This window comes from Variovorax sp. 20P10.2.4, from assembly GCF_058244205.1.
Genome location: NZ_JBZAYE010000029.1, coordinates 21,754 through 27,753, shown reverse-complemented (window position 1 = coordinate 27,753; position 6,000 = coordinate 21,754). Strand labels below are relative to the sequence as shown.

Here is a 6,000-nt window from a genome sequence, read left to right as displayed (position 1 = left end):
CGCGCCGCGAGCACCGGTTCCTCGTCGCCCGAGATCATCAGGCGCGACACCAGCGGATGCCGGGCGCCGAACAGGCGCAGGCCCTCGAGCCCGTCCTCGCCGCCCAGGCGGTAGTCGATCAGCACGATGTCGGGCGCGCATTGCGCGGCGCGTTCCACGCCCTGCGCCAGCGACAGCGCCGTCTGCACCTCGAAGTCGGGACGGGCGTGCGTCAGCGCATGCGCAAAGCCGATGCCGAAGAGCGGGTGATCGTCGACGAGCAGGAGTTTCATGGTGCCGTGATCCTCGGGGCGGGATCCGCCCGCGCCCTCTCCTCGTGGGCCGCATTGTCCATGCCGGCAGCCTACAGGCGCGCGGCGCAAGGGCCAACAGCACCTTCGGGCAGGTGCCCGAAGGTGCTATGGGCGAGGGCCGGTCCCGTCCCTACGATCCGCCCCTCTTTACGAGCGAGGACTGCGAGATGACGAAGACGAGCGGCTATGGACGATGGATCGTGTGCGCGGGGGCCCTGGCCCTGCTGGCGGCCTGCGGGGGCGGAGGCTCGGGTGGCGGCGCGTTGCCGCCCCTCGGCATCGTGCCGCCCCCACCCGCACCGATCGTCGTGCGCCACACGCTCGAGGTCGGCATCACCGGCGCGGGCCGTGTCGCATCGCAACCCGCTGGCATCGACTGCACCGACCGCTGCCACGCCGAATTCGATACCGGCACCGAGGTGCTCCTCAGCGCCTCCCCGGCCGCGGGCCAGGTTCTCGGCGGCTGGAGCGGCGCCTGCAGCGGCAACGCCAGCACCTGCCGCGTGCGCATGGACGCCGCACGCAGCGTCAGCGCCGCCTTCGTCGCCGCGCCGCCCACCGTGGGCTGGAGCGATGCGATCGCGCTCTCGGCCGCCGGCGCCAGCCTGCCCAAGGTCGCGATCGATGCGCAGGGCCGCGCGCTGGTCGTGTGGCGCCAGATCGAGGGCAACTCACAGGCGGACCGCCTCTGGGGCAGCCGCTATCAGCCCGGCAGCGGCTGGACCGCGCCGCAGCGCCTGGAGGCCAACGCGGGATCGGTGCGCGACATCCGCGTCGCCATCGACAAGCCCAGCGGCCGCGCCGTCGTGCTGTGGACCCAGCTGAGCTCCGCGACCGGCCACGACCTGTGGGCACTGCCGGTCGATCCCGCCGCCGGCTGGGGCAGCCCCGCGCTGCTGGAGACCGGCAGCGGCACCGTCGGCAACGCGAGCATCGGCATCGACGCCCATGGCAACGCCGTGGCGGTCTGGTCGCAGATCGGTCCGGCCACGCGCTTCAGCATCTACGCCAACCGATTCACGCAGGCCGGTGGCTGGGGCACGGCTGCGTTGATCGAGATCGACGAGACCGTGGGTGTCGTGAACGGCGACCCCGCGGTGGTGGTGGCGGGCTCGGGCGAATCGCTGGCTGTCTGGAAGCGTTCGACCGGCAGCAGCGCCTCGCTATGGACCAACCGCGCCAATGCGGGCGGCACCTGGGGCACGGCGGCCGAGCTCGTGCCGGATGCGGGCACCGCGCAGTCGATCGGTGCGCATGACCTCGCGATCGACGCGGGCGGCAACGCGCTGCTGGCCTGGGGCCAGGCCGACCTGCCCGGCGGCGGCAATCAATGGGAGAGCGCGGTGTGGTTCAAGCGCTTCTCGGCGGGTGCCTGGCAAGGCGGCACCGCGCGCGTGGGTGCGCCATTCACGTCGACGCAGGCCTTGCTGAGCACGCCCGTGCTGCGCATGAACGCGACCGGTGCGTCGGTGCTGAGCTGGGGGCGGCTCGACAACGCGCTCATGGCTTCGACGGCTGCGCCGGGTGCTGCGTTCGGTGCGGGGAGCGTGGTGCGGGCCGCGGCTTCGCGGGCGTTGAGCAGCCTGCCTGCGTTGGGGATCGACGATGCGAGCAATGCTTTCGTTGCTTGGGCGCAGGCGAATGACCTGGGGACGTCGGACCTCTACGCGGCGCGGCATGCATTGGGTGGGGGCTGGGGGGCGCCGGTGCTGCAGGAGAGCACGGATGAGGCGGCGGCTGCGCCGGATCTGGGGATGAACGAACTGGGGAATGCGGTGCTGGCCTGGCAGCAGTTCGAGGCGGGGAGCGGGACGCGGGTGATGGTTCGGGGGTATGGGTCGGGGAGGTAGGGTCTACGTCCCGCTTCGATCCTTCGCCAGGAGCGCCCGCGTCCGGGTGAATTCTCGACAGCGGGCGAGGCCGGGCCAGACCACCAGCGAGGCTTTCTTGTGGGCCCCGAAGCCGGGCGCCAGCGCCAGCACTTCGGCGTGCAGACCCGGATAGGGGCCGGGACCCGGGCGGAGCAAGGCATCGAGTCGGCCGGCGAGAAGATCGGCCACGTCGTCGGTCGCCACCGCGCGCACGTAGTCGGGCGGTCGCTTCGTGCCGGCGAGGCGGGCCAGCAGGCGCTCGGGCTCGTCGCTCAGGGCCGGCGAGATGCCGAGGCGAAGCGGCTTCGTCTTCAGGGCCTTCGCGACCGTGTCGCTGGCCTCGGACAGGCGTTTGAAGGCCTCTCCCACTTCCGGCAACAAGGCCTCGCCCTGCGCGGTGAGGATCAGGCTGCGATGCAGGCGCTGGAACAGCGGCACACCGAGCGCCTGTTCCAGGTGCTTCACCTGCTGGCTGACGGCACCGGGCGTGACGGAGAGCTCCATCGCGGCGGACTTGAAACTCAGGTGGCGGCCGGCAGCCTCGAAGGCGCGCAATCCGTTCAGAGGGGGCAGGCGATGACTCATGGGTGCGGATCTGGACTTGAAGGTGAGGACTTCGGAATAGAAAAACTCTTCCAGGCGACCAGAAACAATCGGTTGAGCAGCGCCCGGGCGCGATCAAGAATGCAAGCACCGATTGCGCGATCAGGAAGACCATCATGCCGCAGCGCCATGCCTATGCCGAACCTGCTCCTCGGCCCACCTTGCTCTGGAGATGTGTCCTATGGCCGAGATCATCCATCCTTTCTACGAGACACATCGCGATGCCATGGAAACCGCCATGCGTCATCGTCTCGACCTTGCCGAAACGATGCTGCGCGAGCAAGCGCATCTGTCCGAGATGGATGAAATTCGACAGCAGGTGTTGAGCGAATTCCAGATCGTGCTCACCCAGATGCCCTACGTCGGAGGCACGGCAAGTCGCATGAGCGATTTCTTCATGCGCCTCATGGGCTTCGTGGCCATCAGCCGCGTGCTTCGGCGGCGCGGCGTGCCGCTGGCCATGATCGGCGAGATTGAGCGAGAAACCTACAAGATGCAACTGCTCGCCGAGCCCGAAGCGGAGCGCCTCGCGTCAGGGCGTCAATTCATGTCGCAGGAAAATCGGGCCTGCTGCGCGAGCAGGCCTTGAAGAGCGCCACGGAAAGCCATCGGCAGGAATTTCCGGACGATTTCGTCTACGACTTCGTCGAGCCTGGCCCTGGTGACAGCTTCGAGTTCGGCATCGACTACAAGGCTTGCGGCTTCTGCAAATTCGCGGCTCGGCATGGAGATCAGGAAATCCTGCCGAACATCTGCGGACTCGATTTCGACGCCTATGCAACGCGAAGCATCCGTCTGGAAAGGACGCAAACGCTGGCTGGCGGCGCGGACCACTGCAATTTTCGGTTTGCGCGGCTTTCGTCGGACCAGGACGACTGCGAATAGTGCTTCGGGTCATCCGCGTCGCGTTGGCATGCCGAGCGCCGCAGGAAGGCGTCAATGCTGGCGGAGAGTGTGACTACTCGGCGGAGATCCTCAAGTAGTGTCGTCAGGCCTCATAACATGAGGGCTCATCGATGCTTCGCACGAAAATCACCGTCTCACGAACTATCTCTGTGGTTCACCCAGTCGCATTTGTTCTGATGGGTACACGGATGGGTAGGGCCACATCAGCGAACAGTCAGTCATCGCACGCCAGGAGCGAGACGCACGAAGCATCTCTATGGCATCTTCCGCGTTGCAACACCTTCCAGACCTTCGCGAGCAAGCGTCCTGCTTCGCTGCAAGTTGACGTCAAACAACGCGACGTGCGACGGCGAACTGTCCAAGATATACCCCTTCGCTACTTCATTTCCGGCCTTGAGAAACTGTACGCAAACCGTCTTCGACTTCTCACAGCCAAGCCGAAAATCGGCCAACTCTTGTTCCGCAGTGGATTTCCCCACCGATTCGGCAATTACTGCCGGAATCGCTACGACTACAACCACAAGAAACAACGCGAACGGAAAGAAGACAAGGGCAAGCAGAGACTTCAGCACGTACCCCGCTACCTTCCCCCATGCTGTTTGAAGCCAGATCCATTGCTTGGTCTGCAGACGGTCCAAGCCCAAGGGGGAAAGCAACAACCACACATAGATTCCCAGCGGAATCGACGCGAGCAACACCCACAGGAAGTTTTGGAAGATTGCCGCCAACGACTGGATACCGAAGGTAACGAGGCCGTTGTAACCACCGCTCAGTATCCAATCAGCCGCCTTCGGAAACAAGTCCGCGTCGACTGCCCACTGCCGCAGGTAGGTTCGATGAATCTGGCCTCCGAGCAAATGAAGGCAAACGGCGCCAGCGGCAGCCAACGCGGCCAAGACCGAAAGCACAGCCTGAAGGCTGAGGCGCGGCCGGGGAGACGGGGCATTGAGGAATTCAGTCATACAGAGAATTTAGCTCGCCTTCACGCTCCTCCGTCTAAGTTTGAGGAAATCAGTTTCAGCCAGCCGTTGATTTACCAACCGAACTTCGACGCATCAGTCTAATAGGATGCTATGGCGGCCAAGCATTCGCATTTTTCGAGGAGTTGAACACAATGTTTACGCTCAGGATCACGGGGTTGGATTCACCTAGCCCTATCGAACTGGAGCCCTTCGAGGGCGAATTCTGGGATGTTGAGCCGTTGAATCACGCTCAGCTCACCCGCTACGTGGAATTCACGAAAGCAGGCGAACATGCTTTTGAAGTGAAGGTGACAAACGCAGCGAGGATTTTGCCTGACAAGACTCGCGAAGGCCCCCTCACCGCGCGAATGACCGTTACCTCCAACGCGAAAAGCCTGCTTTTCGGGCTGGTCGATGGTGGCTGGATTCCTTTTCCATATGCAAGCGGCGACACTGTCTTTGTCGACAACAACGTCATCATCAGAATTGAAAAGCTACGAAAGGAGAATTTCGCATCCTCCCCCGGCCAAGCCAGCCAACACATTGAGCCGCACGATGGCCTCGAACTTGCCGGACGAACAGTGAGTCCGCTCCCGTTTGTACTTGAAGGCTCTCAGCGCCGGCTGCAAAGCCACTCCGAACTTCAAGGAAGCCTGGCGCGAGCGACAAAGGTGCTGCGCCGCGTACTACCCGAGGCTCGCGTTCATAACCCCGAAGGAGTCCAGCTCGAAGGACTCAAACGGCTGCTCGGGGATCTCACTCGCTATCAACAAAAAGCGAATCCGTTTCTCCAAAGCGTCTGCCATTCGGTAGCACAGCCAGCCGGCCTCAAGCAACGCATCCAAGTGGAGGCGAAGATTCTGAACTCCGCTCGCGCACATGGCATCAAGGCGAATTCGCTTGTGGTACTTGCGGTCCTTAGCTGCCTGTACGATCACGCGCCGGGCATTCCAGCGAGTGCCGCACATCGACCCGGCCGTGCTGTTCTAAAGCCGAAGCTAGTTTATCGAGAGGACATGGCATACGCCGCGCTCCTTGATCTACTGTTCTTGGAGCTACTCACTGGCATGCAGGCTCTCGGGGCTAGCAAAAAGCCCGTTTTCTACACGCATGATTTGGGTCTAGCTGCATTTTGGGCAGCGCTTGAGCCCAGGGGCTTTCATTTCAACGACCAACGGTTTCCCACCGGAAACATCCGACTAACACCTGCCCTCTGCCCCGCCCTGACCGAAGATGAGTGCGACCAACTACTGCTGCGACTTGACGAGCACGATCTACTGGCGGCTTAGCACCTCCGACTCACCTTAGATATCGTGGCACTTTGATTTTTCATCTGAGGACGCACACGCAAAGCTTCTTGTCAAC

At 63.5% G+C, this 6,000-nt stretch carries 7 protein-coding genes; 4 read left to right on the top strand and 3 right to left on the bottom strand.

All coding sequences use genetic code 11. From position 1 onward, the window contains the following. Positions 1 to 272: response regulator (locus AC27VN_RS05045; protein ID WP_490875846.1), on the bottom strand; the 272-nt coding region annotated here is incomplete at its 3' end. Positions 273 to 460: 188 nt separating this feature from the next. Between AC27VN_RS05045 and AC27VN_RS05040 the strand changes: the two genes are divergently transcribed. Continuing rightward, the gene (locus AC27VN_RS05040) at positions 461 to 2,143 is read left to right on the top strand and encodes an InlB B-repeat-containing protein (RefSeq protein WP_490875845.1); all 1,683 of its coding nucleotides are present in this window, start codon (positions 461 to 463) and stop codon (positions 2,141 to 2,143) included. 3 nt (positions 2,144 to 2,146) lie between these two features. Here the strand turns inward: AC27VN_RS05040 and AC27VN_RS05035 are convergent, their stop codons facing one another. Continuing rightward, complete coding sequence (locus AC27VN_RS05035) at positions 2,147 to 2,749, bottom strand: LysR family transcriptional regulator (protein ID WP_490875844.1); 603 nt, start codon at positions 2,747 to 2,749, stop codon at positions 2,147 to 2,149. 199 nt (positions 2,750 to 2,948) lie between these two features. Here AC27VN_RS05035 and AC27VN_RS05030 point away from each other — a divergent pair, with 199 nt between their 5' ends. Then, positions 2,949 to 3,356 carry a hypothetical protein gene (locus AC27VN_RS05030; protein ID WP_490875843.1) on the top strand — a complete coding sequence of 136 codons (408 nt, stop codon included), beginning with the start codon at positions 2,949 to 2,951 and terminating at the stop codon, positions 3,354 to 3,356. Further along, the gene (locus AC27VN_RS05025) at positions 3,353 to 3,652 is read left to right on the top strand and encodes an L-2-amino-thiazoline-4-carboxylic acid hydrolase (RefSeq protein ID WP_490875842.1); all 300 of its coding nucleotides are present in this window, start codon (positions 3,353 to 3,355) and stop codon (positions 3,650 to 3,652) included. The genes AC27VN_RS05030 and AC27VN_RS05025 overlap by 4 nt, the downstream gene beginning before the upstream one ends. Before the next feature lie 275 nt (positions 3,653 to 3,927). Here AC27VN_RS05025 and AC27VN_RS05020 read toward each other — a convergent pair whose 3' ends face one another. Beyond that, complete coding sequence (locus tag AC27VN_RS05020) at positions 3,928 to 4,635, bottom strand: hypothetical protein (protein ID WP_490875841.1); 708 nt, start codon at positions 4,633 to 4,635, stop codon at positions 3,928 to 3,930. A gap of 152 nt (positions 4,636 to 4,787) precedes the next feature. Between AC27VN_RS05020 and AC27VN_RS05015 the strand changes: the two genes are divergently transcribed. Further along, positions 4,788 to 5,924, top strand: a complete 1,137-nt coding sequence (locus AC27VN_RS05015; protein ID WP_490875840.1) for a hypothetical protein — start codon at positions 4,788 to 4,790, stop codon at positions 5,922 to 5,924. Positions 5,925 to 6,000 lie beyond the last annotated feature (76 nt).

Bases quoted from the DNA above. Each gene is read 5' to 3' on its own strand.
- AC27VN_RS05040 (WP_490875845.1), top strand. From the start codon at position 461: ATGACGAAGACGAGCGGCTATGGACGATGGATCGTGTGCGCGGGGGCC.
- AC27VN_RS05035 (WP_490875844.1), bottom strand. From the start codon at position 2,749: ATGAGTCATCGCCTGCCCCCTCTGAACGGATTGCGCGCCTTCGAGGCT.
- AC27VN_RS05030 (WP_490875843.1), top strand. From the start codon at position 2,949: ATGGCCGAGATCATCCATCCTTTCTACGAGACACATCGCGATGCCATG.
- AC27VN_RS05020 (WP_490875841.1), bottom strand. From the start codon at position 4,635: ATGACTGAATTCCTCAATGCCCCGTCTCCCCGGCCGCGCCTCAGCCTT.
- AC27VN_RS05015 (WP_490875840.1), top strand. From the start codon at position 4,788: ATGTTTACGCTCAGGATCACGGGGTTGGATTCACCTAGCCCTATCGAA.